Source organism: Pseudomonas sp. LjRoot277, assembly GCF_964253845.1.
Taxonomy (GTDB): Bacteria; Pseudomonadota; Gammaproteobacteria; order Pseudomonadales; family Pseudomonadaceae; genus Aquipseudomonas.
The window spans coordinates 4,675,088-4,691,944 of record NZ_CAXURI020000001.1 but is presented as its reverse complement, the minus strand read 5'-3'; the positions used below and the strand labels follow the sequence as shown (position 1 = coordinate 4,691,944).

Sequence of the window (16,857 nt, the reverse complement as noted above, 5' to 3'; positions counted from 1 at the left end):
TTATCCCAATGACTTCTTGTAGCGGCCTTCGATCATCCGGTTCCACGACAGCATGATCAGCAGGTTGAGCAACAGCAGGGCCACGGCGATGGCCGCGCCCATCGGCCAGTTGAGCTCCGACAGGTACTGGTCATAGATCAGCGTGGCGACCATTTTTATCCGGCGTCCGCCGAGCAGGCCGGGGATGGCAAACGAACTGGCGGCCAGACCGAACACAATCAAGGTGCCCGAGAGCACGCCGGGCATGATCTGCGGCAGCACCACTTGGCGCATCACGGTGAAGTGGCTGGCACCGAGGGACATCGCGGCCTGCTCGGCGGCCGGGTCGAGTTTTTGCAACGAGGTCCAGACCGGAATGATCATGAACGGTAGCATCACGTGGACCAGCGCAATCACCACCGCGAACGGCGTGTACAGCAGCTTCATCGGCGAGCCACCGAAGGCTTGCAGGATCTGATTGACCAGGCCGTCGGCACCCAGCAACAGGCTCCAGCCGAAGGCGCGCACCACCACCGAAATCAGCAGCGGGGTGAGGATCAGAATCAGGAAAATCGAGCGCCAAGGCGTGCCCATGCGGCTGAGGATGTAGGCTTCGGGCACGCCGATCACCACGCAGAGCAGGGTGGTCAGGGCGCTGATCCACATCGTGCGCAGAAAGATTTCGTAGAAATACGGGTCGCCCAGCAGGCTGCTGTAGTGATCGAGGGTGTAGGCGTCGCCGTTGATCCCCGAGCTGTAGTCGAAGACGTTGAACGACAGCACCAAGGTCAGCAGCAGCGGGATAACCAACAGGCTGAGGTACAAGGCCAGGGCCGGTGCCGACAGCCAATAACCCTGGCGTCCCTGGCGAATGGCGACAAGCGTACTCATGCCGGCACCTCGTCGACACTCAGCACCCGCAGCAACGTTGCGTCCCAGTCCAGCCCGACCGCCGTGCCTTCGGTCAGCGGTGCCGAACCGTCGTTGCGGCGCACCACACTGAGTTCGCCCAGGGTCGTCGAAACGCCATAAAGCCATTGGCTGCCGAGAAAGAAGCGACTGACGATGTTGCCTTGCAGACGGCCCTGGCCTTTGTCCCGCAGATCGATTTTTTCCGGGCGCAGGCTCAAGGTCAGTGCGCCGTCGCCACGGTTGCAGACTTGAACGACTCCGGCGCTGTCACGCTCGCCCGGCAGCAGATTGGCCTTGCCGACGAAACCGGAAATGAACTCGGTGCGCGGGTGTTCGTAAAGGGTGTAGGGCGCGTCGATCTGGGTGATGCGCCCGGCCTGCATCACCACCACCCGGTCGCTGATGGACAGCGCTTCGGACTGGTCATGGGTGACCATCAGCGTGGTGATTCCGACTTCGCGCTGGATGCGGCGGATCTCGAATTGCATCTCTTCGCGCAGGTTGGCGTCGAGGTTGGACAGCGGTTCATCGAGCAGCAGCACCGGCGGCTCGATCACCAAGGCCCGAGCCAATGCAACGCGTTGACGCTGGCCGCCGGAGAGTTCTCGCGGGTAACGCTCGGCATGCTGGTTGAGGCGCACCAGTTTCAGCACCCGGTCCACTCGCTGCTGCAACTCGCCGTTGGCCACTTTGCGCATGCGCAGGCCGAAGGCGACGTTGTCTTTCACGGTCATGTGCGGGAACAGCGCGTAACTCTGGAACACCACGCCCAGACCACGGCTGGCGGGTTTGGCGTGGGTGATGTCGCGACCGTCCAGCACAATGCGTCCGCTGCTGACTTCGACGAAGCCGGCGATCATTTGCAGGGTGGTGGTTTTGCCACATCCAGAGGGGCCGAGCAGCGAGACGAACTCGCCTTTCTCGACCGAGAGGTTGGTAGCAACGACGGCGTCGATCTCACCGTAACGTTTGCCGAGTCCTTCAAGTTGCACAAAAGCCATAACTGCGCTCCACCTGAGATTGTTATGCGTCGCCCGAAGGCGCGCTTTTTTGTATGGGCAGATACGAAAAGGTCTTGCTGGGTGCGTTGGCGCTCGACTTCAGTCGGCTGCCGCTGTTGTTCGAATCGCCCCTGTCTGGACGCAGAGTAGGACGAAGAATAGGATGGGCTCAATGGCCTATTTCACTGAAGCGATGACTATTTTCAGTTTCATTCGGTGAGTAAATTAATACTCGAGAAAACCCATGACAGATTCCATTGAGCGGAATGAAAACAAAAGTGATGTCGGTGTTGGCGCAGTCTCCAGACTGTTTGCCGTGCTGCGCAGTCTGGGTGACACCGTCGAGGGCGGGGAGCGGGTGACGCAACTGGCCCAGCGCATCGGATTGTCGCAACCGACCACGCACCGATTGCTGCGCAGCCTGATGGATGAGGGCATGGTCGAGCAGGATGCGCGCAGCAAACGCTATCGCTTGAGTCTGGAGTTTTTTGCGCTGGCGGCCCGCGCCGGGAATACCGGAAACCTGCGCGAACTGGTGCGTCCGGCGCTGCTGCGGCTGTCGGCGTCGTTGGGGGATTCGTTGTTCTTGCTGGCGCGCAGTGGTTTTGATGCGATCTGCCTGGATCGCAGCGAAGGGCCGTTTCCGATCCGCACCTTTACCGGTGACATTGGCGGGCGGGTGGCGCTGGGTGTGGGGCAGGGTAGTCTGGCGATTCTGGCGTTCCTGCCGGAAGAAGAGCGCGACACGGTGATTCACTACAACTTGCCGCGGCTCAAGGATTTCCACCTGTACGACGAGGTGTTCCTGCGCTCGGAAGTCGAGAATGTGCGCAAACTGGGTTATGCCGGGCGCAACACCGGCGTGTTGCAGGGCATGGCCGGGGTGGCGGTGCCGATTCTGGATCGTGAAGGGCGGGCCGTGGCGGCACTGAGTGTGGCGACCGTGAGTGATCGGCTGGGGCCGGATCGCTTGCCGACGGTGGTGGAAATGCTCAAGCGCGAAGCGGCGCTGATCGGGCCGCGGATCAATCCGTTCGACCCGTTGCTGCGTCGGCCTTCGCAGGTGTTCGGGCAGGGTTGAACACAATCTTCAAACCGTCACAGATCCAATGTGGGAGCGGGCTTGCTCGCGAATGCGGTTAATCAGTCAATATTAATGTGGACTGTCACACCGCATTCGCGAACAAGCCCGCTCCCACATTTGATTGGTGGTGTGTTCAGAACTGCACGGTTTGCTTGAGCATCTGCGCCGCCGGCGTATCGCTCGGGCTGACCATCGCGTAGTTGTACCCGCCCCCTGACCAGTACTCGGCCTGCAACTCGCCATCGCTGCGACTGCCCCTCGGTAACAGGTAGTTTTTCGGTCCTGGTGGGCGGACGTAGAAGCTGACTTTATGGCCGCTTTGATCCTCGTAAACCACCATCGCCGCCGGCCCTTGCTCGGTGCTCAGCAAGCGTCCGCTGATCGGTTTGAAACCTGCGCCCGAAAGGTCAGGCAAGCGATTGGCCTGAGTGAAATAGCGGTCGAGCCAACCCTGCATATCACCGTCGTCACTGACTTTGTAGTCGGCCGGCAGGATGCCTTGCTGGGCAATCAGGCGATAGGCCTGCAGGGCGTCGGTCATCGGCAGTTGGGCACTGACGAGCGTCATCTCCCGGGCTTGCCAACCGCTGAACCCGCCGACGCTGACCGCAATCAGCAACACGGCAGCGCTGGCCAGGTGACGGCGAGATTGTCGTTTGAGGTGTTGGCGAATCAGCGCCGGGTCGAGGTCCGGGTTGGCCGGTTGCTGCAGGGCGCCGCTCAATGCCGCGCGCAATTGCTGGGCGTCCTGCTGCCAGGCGCGCACTTGTGCAGCCACTTGCGAGTTGCTGGCCAGAAAAGTCTCCACCAGACGTCGGTCGGCATCGCTGAGTTGCTGGTCGACGTAGGCGTGCAGGTCACGCTCGCTTGGGGGCAGGCTGATCATTTGAGTCTCCGCAGAGAAGGGCGGGTGATTTCGCCGTCGCTCAGCTGGCGCAAGGCCTGACGGGCACGGGACAGGCGGGACATCACGGTGCCGGTGGGGACGTCGAGAATCTCGGCGACTTCTTTATAACTCAAGCCTTCGACCGAGACCCAGAGCAGCAGGGCACGTTGTTCAGTGCTGAGTTGATCGAAGGCTTTCAGGGTCGATTGGGCGATCACGGTGCGTTCCACCGACGGCTGTGAATCGTCACGCCCGGTAAAGAATTCGAGCATCCGTGCATAACGCCGGGAGCGCCGGTGAGCATCGAGAAACTGTCGATACAGAATCGAAAACAACCAGGCGCGCAAGTCGCCCTCGGGGCGTTTGTCGCTCCAACTCGACAGCGCGCGCTCAAGGCAAGACTGCACCAGGTCGTCGGCGCTGCTGGGATTGCGCGTCAACGACACGGCAAACCGGCGCAATCTGGGAATGATTTCTCGCAGTTGTTCGTCGATATCGTTCATGAAGTTCTGGCTAGTCACTACGCTAGGGGGTGTCCGGTCTCACAAATACGTTTCCTTTTTGGCGGCGTCTGTTGTCGCCATACTGCGTTGCCGCTCCTTGCCATAGCGAGCTATGACGCGTCGCGGCGCCTTGTCTGGCAACAACAGCCACTCGCCAAAAAGGAACGTATTTGTGAGACCGGACACCTGAGAGACGCCCGGCATTGGAGGTTATTCCACGCCTGAAAAAATAAATACGGCGCGATGGAATAAACCGCAGTGGGGTTCGTCTGCTTGATCCTTCTCACTTGTGGCCGATGGCCCTGGAGTCTTTCATGGTAGATCGCTCATCACCGCCAACCCGGCCACCCTTGAGTGCCGCGAGCCTGACATTACGTCTGGCCGGTATTGCTGTGGTGGTTGCCGCAGTGGCTGGGGCTTTTGCCTACGTCAATGGCACCTTCGACCCACAACGCCTGACGCCGAAAAAGCTGATCAATGTGCTGGAGACCAACAACGGCGTGCACCCGGGTTTCCGGCGTAACCACTCCAAAGGCGTGTGTGTGATCGGGCATTTCGAGAGCAGTGGCGAGGCGCGCAGCTATTCCAGTGCTCAGGTGTTCAATGAAGCGCGAACCCCTGTGGTCGGGCGTTTCGCATTGCCGGCCGGTAATCCTTATGCGCCAGACAACAGCGTGCCGATCCGCAGTCTGGCCCTGCGGTTCACCCAGGCCAACGGCCAACAATGGCGCACCGGGATGAACAGCATGCCGGTGTTCCCGGTGGGTACGCCCGAAGCGTTCTACCAATTGCAGCAGGCCCAGTCGCCGGACCCGGCCACCGGCAAACCGAACCCGGCTGCCGTACCAGCGTTCTTCGGTTCGCATCCGGAAGCCGCACCGTTCCTGGCCTGGATCAAAACCGCCAAGCCGTCGGCCAGTTACGTGACGGAAACCTACAACAGCGTCAATGCGTTTTACCTGGTGAACGCTGCGGGACAGCGACAGGCGGTGCGCTGGAGCATGGTGCCCGTCGCTCAGGATGCCGCGGGTGCTACGGCGCCTGAAGGGGGTGAATTCCTGGAGAAAGACCTGGTGCAGCGTATTTCCGCAGGGCCGCTGCGTTGGCAGCTGAACATCACGCTGGCCAACCCCGGTGATCCGGTGAACGACGCCAGCAAAGCCTGGCCCGAGGGTCGCAAAGTGTTGAACGCCGGCACTCTGGTGCTCGAAAGCACCCAGCCGCAACTCAATGGCGAATGCCGGGACATCAACTACGACCCGCTGGTACTGCCCGCCGGCATAGAAGGTTCCGACGACCCATTGCTCGCCGCTCGTTCAGCGGGGTACGCCACTTCCTACTTGCGTCGTACCAGCGAAGTCAGCCAGTTGCCCGCCGCTAATAAACAGGAGTCTCGTCAATGAGCGCTCAACCGAACCACTTCGCGCCTTTAGCGCGATTGCTGCACTGGCTGATGGCGCTGATGATCATTGCCATGCTGTTTATCGGCGCGGGCATGGCCGCTTCGGTGTCCGAGCGTCATGAGTGGCTGATTCATCTGCACAAACCCTTGGGCGTCGCGATTCTGCTGCTGGTGATCGTGCGCCTGGCCGTGCGCTTTTCCACGCAACAGCCACCGCTGCCGGCGGATCTGCCGGGTTGGCAAGCGCTGGCGGCCAGGGCTTCACATGTTTTACTGTACGCCTTGATGCTGATTTTGCCGCTGCTGGGCTGGGCGATGATTTCGGCGGCGGGGGATCCGGTGATGCTCAGCAGTTCGTTGCAATTGCCATCGATCGTACCGGCGAATGCGCAGGTGTTTGCGTTCCTGCGCAAGGCTCACGGGTATCTGGCGTATTTGTTGTTCTTGACGGTGCTGCTGCATTTGGCGGCGGCGTTGTTTCACGGCTGGGTGCGCCGCGACGACGTGCTGGACAGCATGTTGCGGGGCAAGGATCGCGGCTAAAAGATCGCAGCCTGCGGCAGCTCCTACAACGATTCGTGCGGTTCACACGGTCGGCGTAGGAGCTGGCGAAGCCTGCGATCTTTTGATTCTGCGTGTTCAGCGCAAAGTGTTGACCATATCTGCAACGGTGGTCAGCACATCCTTGCCCAATTGCTTCGAGCGTTTACCAGACCAGCCGGTCAGCGCATTCGTCGCATCGTTGTTGTCCTTGAAGGGCATTTCGAGGGTCAGCGACAGGCAGTCGAATTTCTCGCCGACGCTGTTGCACGCCAGGGTCATGTTGGCTTTGCCCGGTTCGTCGCGGGTGTAGCCGTGCTTGGTCTGGAAGTCCTTGGTCAGGTGCTTCAGATGACTGCGGAAATGCTCTTCGAGTTTTTCGATTCGTGGTGTGTACCCCGGATTGCCTTCGCAACCGGCGGTGAACACGTAGGGGATTTCTTCATCGCCATGGATGTCGAGGAACAGGTCGACGCCGTACTTTTCCATCTGCTGCTGAACGAACAGCACTTCCGGGCTGATTTCCTGGCTGGCGCTCTGCCAGGCGCGGTTCAGGTCCTGGCCCATGGCATTGGTGCGCAGGTGACCGTGGAAGGCGCCGTCCGGGTTCATGTTCGGCACCAAATACAGGTCGGCGCTGGCGAGCAATTTGTTCAGCACAGGATCGTCATGCTTTTCCAGGCGCTCGATCACGCCTTCCATGAACCACTCGGCCATGTGCTCGCCCGGATGTTGCTGGGCGATGATCCAGACCTTGCGCTGACCTTCGGCGCCCGTTCCTTTACGCAGCAGCTGGATGTCTCGACCTTCGACGCTCTTGCCGGTGGCCAGCAGTTCGGTGCCGGCCTTGGTCAGCGCTTGCTCGATCAACCAGTCATGGCGACCGCGGCTGTAGGGTTCGAAGTAAGCAAACCAGGCGTGGGTGGCGGTGGCTTCAAGGCTGAAGCGCAGGCAGTCACCTTCGAAAATGGTCGGCACCCGGAACCAGTTGACGTGGTCGTAGGACGCCACCGCCTGATAACCATCCCAGGCTTTGTTATAGGAGGACTTGCTGGCATTGTTCAGACGAAACCAGTGTTCCTGACCGACGTGCAGACCGCTGGCCTTGAAGTGGAACCACTGAAAGTGTTGGCTGCGGGTGTCTGGCTTGATGGCCAGCAGGGCTTGCAACGGATTGCTGATGTCCAGCACTTCAATGTTGCCACTGTCGAAGTTGGCACTGATGTCGAAAGAGGATTTAGCCACGGCCATAGTCGATTCCTGAATATGATTTTATGGCTGTTACTTTACACGCTGGGAAGGGAAAAACCGGGGGAAATTCTGGGTTGAAGCGGGGGGCGTCCTCCTTGACGCCGACGCAGCTTAGAGACTGCGCGATTGATTCTCAAGCGCTATTTTTGATTTAGTTTGGGCCAATGATGCCGGGCTTCTCTTGCCAACGGATATTCTTTTGATATCATCCGCGCCATTCGAATTTGCAGCACCTAAAGACTTCATTAGCCTGAAGGTAAAGCCAGAATAACTGGCAAAAAAAAGACCCGGCAAAAAGCCGGGTCAAAAACCGTGATTAGCCTGATGAGGAGATAGTCCAGGAGACCGACCTAAGGTCACTTGGACAATCGACTGATCTCGCGACCAGATGCGTGCAATAATAATCATTCTCGTTTACAAGTCAAATGCTTTTATCTGCGCGATTGGAAAATTCTTTCCCGTCCTCCTCGCAAGCACCCAAGTGTCACCCGTTCTGATCGCCCTCCAGGGATCGATTTACCATCGCCCTGGCCATGTCGATCATGTGCACCGCCGAAAACGCCAGGTCCCGACTTGCGCCCTGCAAATTGCTGGCTGACTCGTACGCGATGGCGGCGGCACAACGTAGCAAATCCGTGGCATGGACCAGCGCCTCTTCGCAGCTGATGTTGCGGTTTACGTCAAAGAAACGTTCTTCGACCACTTCCTCTGAAACAGCTGGTTTCAAGTAATAGTCCAGCGCTCGTTGCGCGGCGGCAGAGCCTTTTGGCGAGGTGAGGGAAGTGTCGATTTGCATGTCAGGCAGGTCGTTGCAGGGGATGGACATGGCGATGGCAAGCTCCGTGATAGATTCAGATCCGTGAACCAATCCTAGTACGTACTGTATTTATGACGAGAGATTAAATACTACAATTTGTGTTTTGACGGCCGGAGGCGCCCACGTATCGTGCCGCACATGGATAAATGGATTGAATTGGTCAAGGCCAAGATGAGTGAACTCAAAGTCACTCAAGAAGAACTCGCAGATCGCCTCGGGATGTCCCAGGGCGGCGTCGGCCACTGGCTGAACAAACGCCGCGACCCCGGCGTCGTCAACATGAACCGTGTGTTGAAGGCGCTGGGCATGGACTTTCTCGAAGTGGTGCTGGTGATCCGCGAACCACTCATCCTGGAAGAGGAGGAGATGCCTCTGGCGCTGAAGTACAACCCGTACTTCCGCTACCCGGTCAGTGACTGGAAGGAGCCGGCGCAGCTGCGCGATGGTGAGCTGACGGTGTATCGCAAGGAGGAACGCTTCGAGCTGACCGACTACCACGCCCAGGGCCCGGCCTTCTGGTTGAGTGTGGTGGGCGATGCGATGACCGCGCCCACGGGTATCAGCATTGCCGAGGGCATGATGATCCTGGTGGACCCGGCCATCGTGCCGGAACCTGGAAAACTGGTGATCGCCCAGTGGTCGGACAGCGCCGAGGCGACCTTTCGCAAGCTGATCGAAGAGGGCGGGCAGCGTTACCTGGTCCCGCTCAATCCGACGTATCCGAAAGCCCTTTACACCGAAGAGTGCCGAATTATCGGCGTAGTGGTTCAGGCAACCGCCAAATTCTAATCAGATCGGTCCTCGCAAGACGTAGGACCGATCTTCATTTCATGCTTCTTCAAACTCGACCAACGCACTGCCTTCGCTGACCATCTCGCCTTCCTGGCAATACAGCGTCTTGATCACCCCGGCGTGTGGCGCACGAATGCTGTGCTCCATTTTCATTGCCTCCAGCACCACCAGTTGCGCCCCGGCTTCTACCATTTGCCCGGCTTCCACCAATACCCGCACGATGCTGCCATTCATGGGCGCGGTCAGCCCGCCGTGATGGCTGTGACTGGCCTCGACGGCGCTGATCGGGTCGTAGGACTCGATGCGGCGCAATTCACCTTCCCATTGCAGATACACAACGTCGCCCCGGCGGATTGCCCGATGCTGGCGGCGCAGGCCGTTGTGCTCGGTCAGCAGTTGCTCGCCCTTGAGTTGAGCGGTGTGGGCATCAGCGTCGCCCAACGTCAGCGCGCGATCCTGGCCTTCACAACTCAAGTGCAGGGTGATTTCTGTCGGCCGTCCGACACGCAAACCATTGCTGTTGGCCCAAGGCGAAACCAGGTCATCGGCTCGTGGAGAACTCGGCTGGCTTTGGGCAAACGCCTGGGCGGCGGCTTGCCAGAATTCGTCACTGAGGTCCGAGGCGACGGGCAGCAATTCTTCCTGATAACGCGGAATGAACCCGGTATCCAGTTCGGCCGCCGCAAACGCCGGATGGCCGACGATCCGGCGCAGGAAGTTGATGTTGGTCTTGAGCCCGCCAATGGCAAACTCATCGAGCATGCTCAGCAGCCGCAGTCGCGCCTGCTCACGGTCTTCGCCCCAGGCAATCAGCTTGCCCAGCATCGGGTCGTAGAACGGCGAAATCTCATCGCCTTCTTCAACACCGCTGTCAACTCGACGACCCGGACCTTGCGCGGATTCGCGATACAGCTCCAGTCGACCGGTAGCCGGCAGGAAATCATTGCCCGGGTCTTCGGCATACAAGCGCACTTCGATGGCATGACCGATCAGCGGAACCTCGGCTTGAGTCATCGGCAGCGCTTCGCCACGGGCCACACGAATCTGCCAGGCCACCAGATCGAGGCCGGTGATGGCTTCGGTAACCGGGTGTTCGACCTGCAGGCGCGTGTTCATCTCCATAAAGAAGAACTCACCGCGAGAGTCCAGCAGAAACTCCACGGTGCCGGCGCCGACATAACCGATGGCTTGCGCCGAACGCACGGCGGCTTCGCCCATGGCGCGACGCAGTTCCGGGCTCAAGCCTGGAGCGGGTGCTTCTTCAACGACTTTTTGATGGCGACGCTGAATCGAACAGTCACGTTCGTTGAGGTACAGGCAGTTGCCATGCTGATCGGCAAAGACCTGGATTTCCACGTGACGCGGTTTGAGCAGGTACTTCTCCACCAGCATCCGCGAATCGCCGAACGAGGATTTCGCTTCACGCTGGGCCGAGGCCAGGGCTTCGGCCAGTTGACTGACGTCCTCGACCACTTTCATGCCTTTGCCGCCACCGCCCGCGGTGGCCTTGAGCAGCACTGGATAACCGATGCGCTCGCAAGCGTCGCGGAAGGTGTCGAGGTCCTGAGCTTCACCGTGATAGCCGGGCACCAGCGGCACGCCGGCGGTTTCCATCAAGGCTTTGGCGGCGGATTTACTGCCCATCGCGTCGATGGCCGAGGCGGGCGGGCCGAGGAAAATCAGGCCAGCTTCTTCAATCGCGCGGGCGAACCCGGCGTTCTCGGAAAGAAAGCCATAACCCGGATGAATCGCCTGAGCGCCGCTGGCCTTGGCGGCGGCGATCAGTTTGTCGATTTGCAGGTAACTGTCAGCGGCTTTGCTGCCACCGAGGTCGACGCGGATATCCGCTTCGCGGCTGTGTCGGGCTTCACGGTCAGTGGCGCTGTGCACGGCCACGGTGGTCAGGCCCAGGGCTTTGGCGGTGCGCATCACCCGGCAAGCGATTTCGCCGCGGTTGGCCACCAGCAGGGTGGTGAGAACAGGTGCGCTCATCAACGCGGCTCCTTGGTGGTGGTTTCGGCTTGCCAGCTCGGCGGACGCTTTTGCAGAAAAGCCCGCAGGCCTTCCTGACCTTCGGGGCTGACGCGAATTCGGGCGATGGCATTTTCGGTGTAGCGGCGTAGTGCCGGGGTCAGCGCGCCGTGGCCGACTTCGCGCAGCAAGTCCTTGCTGGAGCGCATGGCGGCCGGGCTGTTGAGCAACAGGTTGTCGATCCACTGCTCGACTTTCTGTTCCAGTTCTGCGATCGGATAACTCTCCGACAACAAGCCGATTTCCCGCGCTCGTTGTCCGCCGAAACGCTCGGCAGTCAGCGCATAGCGACGTGCCGCGCGTTCGCCGATGGCTTGCACCACGAACGGACTGATCACCGCCGGGGCCAGGCCGATGCGCACTTCCGACAGGCAGAACTGCGCGTCATCGGCGCCGATGGCCATGTCGCAGCAACTGATCAGGCCCAACGCACCACCGAATGCAGCGCCTTGCACCACCGCCAGCGTCGGGACTTTCAGCTTGGCGAGGTTGTACATCAACTCCGCCAGTTCCCGGGCGTCGTCGAGGTTGGTGTGGTAATCGAGTTCGGCCGATTGCTGCATCCAGGCCAGATCCGCGCCGGCACTGAAATGCTTGCCGCGTCCACGCACTAACAGGAAACGCAGACTGGCATCGCTCGACACTTTGTCCAGCGCGAGGATCAGTTCGCGGATCATTTCGGCATTGAACGCGTTGTTCTTTTCTTCACGGCTGAGCCACAGGGTCGCAAAACCACGCGGGTCGGTCAGCAGTTCGAGGGTGTTGAAGTCGCTCATGATTTTCTCCCGATCACATCCGGAACACGCCGAAGCGGCTCTGTTCGACAGGCGCATTCAGCGACGCCGACAAGGCCAGGGCCAATACATCGCGGGTTTGCGCCGGGTCGATGACACCGTCGTCCCACAACCGGGCGCTGGAGTAGTAGGGATGACCCTGTTCTTCATACTGGTCGAGGATCGGTTGCTTGATCTCGGCTTCCTGCTCGGCACTGAAACTGTGACCACTGCGTTCGGCCTGCTCGCGTTTCACCTGCACCAAAACACCCGCCGCCTGCTCGGCGCCCATCACGCCGATGCGTGCATTCGGCCACATCCACAGGAAACGTGGATCGTAAGCTCGCCCACACATGCCGTAGTTACCAGCACCGAAACTGCCGCCGATGATCACGGTGAATTTCGGCACTTTGGCGCACGCCACGGCGGTCACCAGTTTCGCGCCGTGCTTGGCGATGCCGCCGGCCTCGTATTTCTGGCCGACCATGAAACCGGTGATGTTTTGCAGGAACAGCAGCGGAATACCGCGCTGACAAGCCAGTTCGATGAAGTGCGCGCCTTTCTGCGCGGCTTCGGCGAACAGAATGCCGTTGTTGGCGAGGATCGCGATCGGGTAACCGTGCAAGTGGGCAAAGCCGCACACCAGGGTCGTCCCGAACAGCGCTTTGAATTCGTCGAACACCGAACCGTCCACCAGCCGCGCGATCACTTCGCGCACGTCGAACGGCTGCTTGGCATCCGCCGACACCACGCCGTACAACTCATTGCTGTTGTAGAGCGGGGCGATGGGCGTGCGCTGTTGCACTTCGCCGAGTTTGCGCCAGTTAAGGTTGGCGATGCTGCGTCGCGCAATGGCCAAGGCGTGTTCGTCGCTCTCGGCGTAGTGGTCGGCCACCCCGGAAATCTTGCAATGCACATCGGCCCCGCCGAGGTCTTCGGCGCTGACCACTTCACCCGTGGCGGCTTTCACCAGTGGCGGGCCGGCGAGAAAAATCGTCGCTTGCTCGCGCACCATGATCGCTTCGTCGGCCATGGCCGGCACGTACGCGCCACCGGCGGTGCAGGAGCCCATGACCACCGCGATTTGCGGGATGCCCATGGCGCTCATGTTGGCCTGGTTGAAGAAGATCCGTCCGAAGTGCTCACGGTCCGGGAACACTTCATCCTGACGTGGCAGGTTGGCGCCGCCAGAGTCCACCAGGTAGATGCACGGCAAACGGTTCTGCTGGGCGATGGTTTGGGCGCGCAGGTGTTTTTTCACGGTCAGCGGGTAATACGAGCCACCTTTTACGGTGGCGTCGTTGGCGACGATCATGCATTCGACGCCTTCCACACGGCCGATCCCGGCAATCACGCCAGCGGCCGGAACGTCTTCGCCATACACCTCGTAGGCCGCCAATTGGCTGATTTCAAGAAATGGCGAACCCGGATCGAGCAAGCGATTAATCCGTTCACGGGGCAGCAGTTTGCCCCGCGAGGTGTGGCGCTCTTGCGCCTTCGGGCCGCCACCTTGCTGCACTTTAGCGAGCAGGGTGTGCAGGGCGTCGACCTGTTTGAGCATTGCCGCGCTGTTGGCCGCGAACTCCGCCGAACGGGGGTTGAGCTGGGTATGCAGAATAGCCATGGACAGCTCCGTTTAGCGGGTTTCGTTGAACAGTTCGCGACCGATCAGCATGCGACGGATCTCACTGGTGCCGGCGCCGATTTCGTACAGCTTGGCGTCACGCAGCAGACGACCGGCCGGGAATTCGTTGATGTAGCCGTTGCCGCCGAGAATCTGTATCGCGTCGAGGGCCATTCGGGTCGCGCATTCGGCGCTGTAGAGGATTACTCCAGCGGCGTCCTTGCGGGCGGTTTCGCCACGCTCGCACGCCTGGGCCACCGCATAGAGGTAGGCACGGCTGGCGTTGAGTTGGGTGTACATGTCGGCGACCTTGCCCTGGATCAGCTGGAATTCGCCGATGCTTTGGCCGAACTGCTTGCGGTCGTGGATGTACGGCACGATCAGGTCCATGCAGGCCTGCATGATCCCGGTCGGGCCGCCGGACAGGACAACGCGTTCGTAATCGAGGCCGCTCATCAGCACCTTCACGCCGCCGTTGAGCACGCCGAGGATGTTTTCTTCCGGCACTTCGACGTCATCGAAGAACAGCTCGCAGGTGTTGGAACCGCGCATGCCGAGTTTGTCGAATTTGTTACTGCGGCTGAAGCCTTTGGAATCACGTTCTACGATGAACGCGGTGATGCCGTGGGGGCCTTTTTCCAGGTCGGTCTTGGCGTAGATCACGTAGGTGTTGGCGTCTGGGCCGTTGGTGATCCAGGTTTTGCTGCCGTTGAGGACGTAGTGATCGCCGCGTTTGTCGGCACGCAGTTTCATCGACACCACGTCAGAACCGGCATTCGGTTCGCTCATGGCCAGGGCGCCGATGTGTTCGCCGCTGATCAGCTTCGGCAGGTATTTGGTTTTCTGTTCGTGATTGCCGTTGCGGTTGATCTGGTTGACGCAGAGGTTGGAGTGCGCGCCGTAGGACAGGGCAACCGAGGCCGAACCGCGGCTGATCTCTTCCATGATTACCACGTGGGCCAGGTAACCCAGGCCAGCGCCACCGTATTCTTCCGGGACGGTCACGCCCAGCAGGCCCATGTCGCCGAATTTGCGCCACAGGTCGGCGGGGAACAGGTTGTCGATGTCGATCTGAGCGGCGCGGGGTGCGATCTCTTTGGCGACGAAGGACTGAACCTGATCGCGCAGCATGTCGATGGTTTCACCGAGGGCAAAGTTCAGGGATGGGTAGCTCATGGGTCACCTTTTGGCTTTTTTGTAGGGTAGGGAGGGCCGTGATTTGGTTCTCACCTTTACGTTAACGTAAGCCTGTGACGAATGGCTGTCAATCACCCTTTACGTTAACGTCAACTTGAGCGAGAGTAGAGCCAGTTCTGAATGATCGGGGCTAGCCATGCCTCGTTCCAACAACCCACTAATAAAGACAATAGGGGTCGTCATGGATCAACCCAGTGCAAGCCCGCAGCGCAGCTATACCCGCGGTTCCCAGGACAAAGCCTTGCTGGCGATGACCATCGGCCAGGCATTCGATAATACCGTCGCGCAATACCCGACCGGGGAGGCGCTGGTCGTGCGTCATCAACAGTTGCGCTACACCTGGCAGCAACTGGCCGAAGCCGTGGATCTGCACGCCAGAGCATTTGTGGCGCTGGGCTTGCAGGCCGGTGACCGTCTCGGCATCTGGGCACCGAACTGCGCCCAATGGTGTATCAGTCAGTTCGCCAGCGCGAAAATCGGCGTGATTCTGGTCAACATCAACCCGGCTTATCGCAGTTCCGAACTTGAATACGTGTTGAAGCAGTCGGGCTGCCAATGGCTGGTCTGCGCCGGCGCCTTCAAGACCTCCGACTATCACGGAATGCTGCATGGTTTGGTGCCTGAGTTGGCGGAGCAATCCATCGGGAAATTGCAAAGCGAACGCCTGCCGGAGCTGCGCGGTGTCATCAGCCTTGATGCTCAGCCGCCATCGGGTTTCCTGCCTTGGTCGCAATTGACCGATCTGGCGGGCAGCGTGTCAGCCGAGCAGTTGCGCGAACGCCAGGACAGCCTGCATTTCGATCAGGCGGTAAACATCCAGTACACCTCTGGCACCACCGGTTTTCCGAAGGGCGCGACCCTCAGTCACTACAACATTCTCAACAACGGTTACATGGTCGGCGAAAGCCTTGGCCTGACCAATGAAGATCGTCTGGTCATCCCGGTGCCGCTGTATCACTGCTTCGGCATGGTCATGGGCAACCTCGGTTGCATGACCCACGGCAGCACCATGATTTACCCCAACGATGCGTTCGATCCGCTGCTGACCCTGACCACCGTCGCCGAAGAAAAGGCCACCGCGCTTTATGGCGTGCCAACTATGTTCATCGCCATGCTCGATCAGCCCAAACGCGCTGAATTCGATCTGTCGAGCCTGCGCACCGGGATCATGGCCGGGGCTACCTGTCCGATCGAAGTGATGCGTCGGGTTATCAGTGACATGCACATGAGCGAAGTGCAGATTGCCTACGGCATGACGGAAACAAGTCCGGTGTCGTTGCAGACCGGTCCGTCAGACGAACTGGAATTGCGCGTCACCACCGTCGGCCGCACCCAGCCACAACTGGAAAGCAAGATCATCGACGAAGCGGGCAACCTGGTGCCGCGCGGCGCTATCGGTGAACTGTGCACCCGCGGCTACAGCGTGATGCTCGGTTACTGGAACAATCCGCAAGGCACCGCCGAAGCCATCGATCAGGCCGGCTGGATGCACACCGGTGATCTGGCGAGCATGAACGACGAAGGCTACGTGTGCATTGCCGGACGTAACAAGGACATGATCATTCGCGGTGGTGAGAATATTTACCCGCGGGAGCTGGAAGAGTTCTTCTTCACCCATCCGGCCGTCGCCGATGTGCAAGTGATCGGGATTCCGTGTTCGCGTTATGGCGAAGAGATTGTCGCCTGGATCAAATTCCATCCGGGCCACAGTGCTACCGAGCAGGAGCTGCAAGCCTGGTGCAAGGAGCGCATCGCGCACTTCAAGACGCCGCGTTACTTTAAGTTCGTCGAAGAGTTTCCGATGACCGTGACCGGGAAGATCCAGAAGTTTCGGATGCGCGAGATCAGTATCGAGGAATTGCGAGATATCAAAGGCTGACCACAATCCCTGTGGGAGCGGGCTTGCTCGCGAAAGCGGTGTATCAGCCGACGAAAATGTTGACTGACATACCGCTTTCGCGAGCAAGCCCGCTCCCACATTTGGATTGGGGGAAAGGCAAATGCCAGAAAGCACAAAGGGGAGCCGAAGCTCCCCTTTAATTTTGTCGTTGCGCGTGCTCTTTTT

General features: G+C 59.9%; 15 protein-coding genes. 5 read left to right on the top strand and 10 right to left on the bottom strand.

What is annotated here, in order from left to right; translation table 11 throughout:
- Together ACSQ87_RS22120 and ACSQ87_RS22115 are read right to left on the bottom strand one after the other, a co-directional pair.
- On the bottom strand, positions 1 to 870 hold the full coding sequence (locus tag ACSQ87_RS22120; protein WP_223430616.1) for an ABC transporter permease: 870 nt from the start codon (positions 868 to 870) through the stop codon (positions 1 to 3).
- Positions 867 to 1,892, bottom strand: a complete 1,026-nt coding sequence (locus ACSQ87_RS22115) for an ABC transporter ATP-binding protein (protein WP_223430615.1) — start codon at positions 1,890 to 1,892, stop codon at positions 867 to 869. The genes ACSQ87_RS22120 and ACSQ87_RS22115 overlap by 4 nt, the downstream gene beginning before the upstream one ends.
- A gap of 244 nt (positions 1,893 to 2,136) precedes the next feature.
- Between ACSQ87_RS22115 and ACSQ87_RS22110 the strand changes: the two genes are divergently transcribed.
- Complete coding sequence (locus ACSQ87_RS22110) at positions 2,137 to 2,973, top strand: IclR family transcriptional regulator (protein ID WP_046057146.1); 837 nt, start codon at positions 2,137 to 2,139, stop codon at positions 2,971 to 2,973.
- A 136-nt stretch (positions 2,974 to 3,109) separates the two neighbouring features.
- Here the strand turns inward: ACSQ87_RS22110 and ACSQ87_RS22105 are convergent, their stop codons facing one another.
- On the bottom strand, positions 3,110 to 3,862 hold the full coding sequence (locus ACSQ87_RS22105; protein ID WP_436274370.1) for an anti-sigma factor family protein: 753 nt from the start codon (positions 3,860 to 3,862) through the stop codon (positions 3,110 to 3,112).
- Positions 3,859 to 4,365: an RNA polymerase sigma factor gene (locus ACSQ87_RS22100; protein ID WP_223430611.1), complete on the bottom strand. Its 507-nt coding sequence runs from the start codon at positions 4,363 to 4,365 to the stop codon at positions 3,859 to 3,861. The genes ACSQ87_RS22105 and ACSQ87_RS22100 overlap by 4 nt, the downstream gene beginning before the upstream one ends.
- A gap of 314 nt (positions 4,366 to 4,679) precedes the next feature.
- On the opposite strand from ACSQ87_RS22100, the gene ACSQ87_RS22095 reads away from it, so the two are divergent.
- Entirely contained in the window at positions 4,680 to 5,768 is a 1,089-nt protein-coding gene (locus ACSQ87_RS22095; protein WP_436274369.1) for a catalase family peroxidase, read from the top strand.
- Positions 5,765 to 6,310, top strand: coding sequence for a cytochrome b (locus ACSQ87_RS22090; protein WP_436274368.1), 546 nt, complete (start codon positions 5,765 to 5,767; stop codon positions 6,308 to 6,310). Before ACSQ87_RS22095 ends, ACSQ87_RS22090 begins: the two co-directional genes overlap by 4 nt.
- 96 nt (positions 6,311 to 6,406) lie before the next feature.
- Here ACSQ87_RS22090 and ACSQ87_RS22085 read toward each other — a convergent pair whose 3' ends face one another.
- Together ACSQ87_RS22085 and ACSQ87_RS22080 are read right to left on the bottom strand one after the other, a co-directional pair.
- Positions 6,407 to 7,558: a M14 family metallopeptidase gene (locus ACSQ87_RS22085; protein WP_223430608.1), complete on the bottom strand. Its 1,152-nt coding sequence runs from the start codon at positions 7,556 to 7,558 to the stop codon at positions 6,407 to 6,409.
- Positions 7,559 to 8,042: 484 nt separating this feature from the next.
- Positions 8,043 to 8,384, bottom strand: a complete 342-nt coding sequence (locus ACSQ87_RS22080; RefSeq protein WP_223430607.1) for a DUF6124 family protein — start codon at positions 8,382 to 8,384, stop codon at positions 8,043 to 8,045.
- 129 nt (positions 8,385 to 8,513) lie between these two features.
- On the opposite strand from ACSQ87_RS22080, the gene ACSQ87_RS22075 reads away from it, so the two are divergent.
- A complete protein-coding gene (locus ACSQ87_RS22075; protein WP_436274367.1) occupies positions 8,514 to 9,164 on the top strand; it encodes a LexA family protein in 651 nt (216 codons plus the stop codon).
- 39 nt (positions 9,165 to 9,203) lie between these two features.
- Here the strand turns inward: ACSQ87_RS22075 and ACSQ87_RS22070 are convergent, their stop codons facing one another.
- The 4 genes from ACSQ87_RS22070 to ACSQ87_RS22055 are packed head-to-tail and all read right to left on the bottom strand — an operon-like array spanning position 9,204 to position 14,771.
- Positions 9,204 to 11,159 carry a biotin carboxylase N-terminal domain-containing protein gene (locus tag ACSQ87_RS22070; protein ID WP_436274366.1) on the bottom strand — a complete coding sequence of 652 codons (1,956 nt, stop codon included), beginning with the start codon at positions 11,157 to 11,159 and terminating at the stop codon, positions 9,204 to 9,206.
- Positions 11,159 to 11,974: a gamma-carboxygeranoyl-CoA hydratase gene (locus ACSQ87_RS22065; RefSeq protein ID WP_056740299.1), complete on the bottom strand. Its 816-nt coding sequence runs from the start codon at positions 11,972 to 11,974 to the stop codon at positions 11,159 to 11,161. Before ACSQ87_RS22065 ends, ACSQ87_RS22070 begins: the two co-directional genes overlap by 1 nt.
- A gap of 13 nt (positions 11,975 to 11,987) precedes the next feature.
- The gene (locus tag ACSQ87_RS22060) at positions 11,988 to 13,595 is read right to left on the bottom strand and encodes a carboxyl transferase domain-containing protein (protein WP_223430604.1); all 1,608 of its coding nucleotides are present in this window, start codon (positions 13,593 to 13,595) and stop codon (positions 11,988 to 11,990) included.
- 12 nt (positions 13,596 to 13,607) lie between these two features.
- Positions 13,608 to 14,771 (bottom strand): isovaleryl-CoA dehydrogenase, encoded by a 1,164-nt coding sequence (locus tag ACSQ87_RS22055; protein ID WP_046047545.1) that lies wholly within the window; start codon positions 14,769 to 14,771, stop codon positions 13,608 to 13,610.
- 202 nt (positions 14,772 to 14,973) lie between these two features.
- Here ACSQ87_RS22055 and ACSQ87_RS22050 point away from each other — a divergent pair, with 202 nt between their 5' ends.
- The gene (locus ACSQ87_RS22050) at positions 14,974 to 16,671 is read left to right on the top strand and encodes an AMP-binding protein (protein ID WP_436274365.1); all 1,698 of its coding nucleotides are present in this window, start codon (positions 14,974 to 14,976) and stop codon (positions 16,669 to 16,671) included.
- The last annotated feature ends 186 nt before the right edge of the window (positions 16,672 to 16,857 follow it).

Bases quoted from the DNA above. Each gene is read 5' to 3' on its own strand.
- ACSQ87_RS22105 (WP_436274370.1), bottom strand. From the start codon at position 3,862: ATGATCAGCCTGCCCCCAAGCGAGCGTGACCTGCACGCCTACGTCGAC.
- ACSQ87_RS22055 (WP_046047545.1), bottom strand. From the start codon at position 14,771: ATGAGCTACCCATCCCTGAACTTTGCCCTCGGTGAAACCATCGACATG.
- ACSQ87_RS22085 (WP_223430608.1), bottom strand. From the start codon at position 7,558: ATGGCCGTGGCTAAATCCTCTTTCGACATCAGTGCCAACTTCGACAGT.
- ACSQ87_RS22090 (WP_436274368.1), top strand. From the start codon at position 5,765: ATGAGCGCTCAACCGAACCACTTCGCGCCTTTAGCGCGATTGCTGCAC.
- ACSQ87_RS22120 (WP_223430616.1), bottom strand. From the start codon at position 870: ATGAGTACGCTTGTCGCCATTCGCCAGGGACGCCAGGGTTATTGGCTG.
- ACSQ87_RS22095 (WP_436274369.1), top strand. From the start codon at position 4,680: ATGGTAGATCGCTCATCACCGCCAACCCGGCCACCCTTGAGTGCCGCG.
- ACSQ87_RS22115 (WP_223430615.1), bottom strand. From the start codon at position 1,892: ATGGCTTTTGTGCAACTTGAAGGACTCGGCAAACGTTACGGTGAGATC.
- ACSQ87_RS22050 (WP_436274365.1), top strand. From the start codon at position 14,974: ATGGATCAACCCAGTGCAAGCCCGCAGCGCAGCTATACCCGCGGTTCC.
- ACSQ87_RS22100 (WP_223430611.1), bottom strand. From the start codon at position 4,365: ATGAACGATATCGACGAACAACTGCGAGAAATCATTCCCAGATTGCGC.
- ACSQ87_RS22075 (WP_436274367.1), top strand. From the start codon at position 8,514: ATGGATAAATGGATTGAATTGGTCAAGGCCAAGATGAGTGAACTCAAA.
- ACSQ87_RS22080 (WP_223430607.1), bottom strand. From the start codon at position 8,384: ATGTCCATCCCCTGCAACGACCTGCCTGACATGCAAATCGACACTTCC.
- ACSQ87_RS22065 (WP_056740299.1), bottom strand. From the start codon at position 11,974: ATGAGCGACTTCAACACCCTCGAACTGCTGACCGACCCGCGTGGTTTT.
- ACSQ87_RS22070 (WP_436274366.1), bottom strand. From the start codon at position 11,159: ATGAGCGCACCTGTTCTCACCACCCTGCTGGTGGCCAACCGCGGCGAA.
- ACSQ87_RS22060 (WP_223430604.1), bottom strand. From the start codon at position 13,595: ATGGCTATTCTGCATACCCAGCTCAACCCCCGTTCGGCGGAGTTCGCG.
- ACSQ87_RS22110 (WP_046057146.1), top strand. From the start codon at position 2,137: ATGACAGATTCCATTGAGCGGAATGAAAACAAAAGTGATGTCGGTGTT.